Origin of the sequence: Halorubrum tibetense, assembly GCF_042661865.1 — an archaeon.
In the GTDB taxonomy this organism is placed as follows: Archaea; Halobacteriota; Halobacteria; order Halobacteriales; family Haloferacaceae; genus Halorubrum; species Halorubrum tibetense.
The window spans coordinates 1-1,353 of record NZ_JBHSWW010000439.1; the positions used below are offsets into that span (position 1 = coordinate 1).

The window sequence follows — 1,353 nt, forward strand, 5'->3', positions numbered from 1 at the left end:
GCCGGGGCGGCGCGTCGAGAGCGACGCGGAGAACCCCTCCGGCGAGACGACGCTCGCCGGCGACATGTACGCCGACGAGCTGCTCGGGGAGGCGCTGACAGCCATCGACGGGGTCGGCGCGTACGTCAGCGAGGAGCGCCCGGAAGCGACTGACGCCGGCGAGGGGTACTCGGTCGCGGTCGACCCCCTCGACGGCTCCTCGAACCTCCGGTCGAACAACGCGATGGGGACCGTCGTCGGCGTGTACGAGGGGTCGTTGCCGGCGACCGGACGCGAGCTCGTCGCCGCCGGGTACACCCTGCTCGGCCCGATCACGACGATGGTCGTCGCCGACGAGTCCGGCGTTCGCGAGGAAGTCGTCACTCGCGCCGGCGACGCTGAGGGGGACAGAGGCCACGAAAGCGGCGGAAACGGCGGGGTCAAGGAGGGAGACGGGAGCGAGGAGGGAGACGGGAGCGGGGTGGTTCGGTCGGTCGTCGACGACGACCTCACCCTCCCCGAGGATCCGACCGTCTACGGCTTCGGCGGGCGGGTGCCCGACTGGCCCGACGCGTTCCGCGGGTACGCCCGCGAGGTCGAAGACGAGCTCAAGCTCCGCTACGGAGGGTCGATGGTCGGCGACGTGAACCAAGTCGTGACGTACGGCGGGGTGTTCGCGTACCCGGCGCTCGTGGACGCGCCGAACGGGAAACTGCGGCTCTCCTTCGAGGCGAACCCCATCGCGTACATCATCGAGGCGATGGGCGGGGCCGCCTCCGACGGGACCCGGCCGATCCTCGACGTCGAACCGGACGGCCTCCACGACCGTGTCCCGCTGTACGTCGGCAACGAGGGACTCATACGGCGGCTCGAAGCCGCGCTCGACGGCGAGTAGCACGTTCCGGGTCGAGAGCGGGAGCGACAGGGCGGAAAACGGAACCCGACGACGGTCGTTCCGGCGTCGGCCGGATCAGGCCGGCGTCCCCTCGTCGTCGTCGCTCGCGGTCCATCGTCGCGCGCCGGGGAGGATCCCCGCGAGCTTCGTCACGTAGCCCAGCTTGAACAGCCCGAACTGCGAGAGGACGCCGAGCGCGAAGACCGCGAGGAACGGGATCGCGGTCGGATCGAAGAGGATCGGGTCGAGCGCGAGCTCCTCGGCGGCCGTCGAGAACGCTTCGGGAGTGAGCGACCGGGTCCCGAGCGCCGCGCCGATAAAGGCCGTCGAGACCACGAGAGTCGTCCGCGTGAGCACGAACCCGAAGAGCGCGCCGACGGCGACGCCCGCGAGCGTCGCGCCGACGAGCAGGGCAGTCCCCTCGAATCCGGCCGCATCGGCCGCGTATATCGGGCCGACGGCGAACCGGCCGACGAACC

The 1,353-nt window shown here is 71.3% G+C and carries 1 protein-coding gene and 1 pseudogene; one reads left to right on the forward strand and one right to left on the reverse strand.

What is annotated here, in order from left to right; all coding sequences use genetic code 11:
• Window positions 1–874, forward strand: an 874-nt coding sequence (locus tag ACFQEU_RS15935) for a class 1 fructose-bisphosphatase (RefSeq protein ID WP_379783761.1), incomplete at its 5' end; no start/stop codon positions are given.
• Between the two features lie 75 nt (window positions 875–949).
• Here ACFQEU_RS15935 and ACFQEU_RS15940 read toward each other — a convergent pair.
• Window positions 950–1,353 (reverse strand): annotated as a pseudogene (locus tag ACFQEU_RS15940) (phosphate ABC transporter permease); the annotation flags it as partial.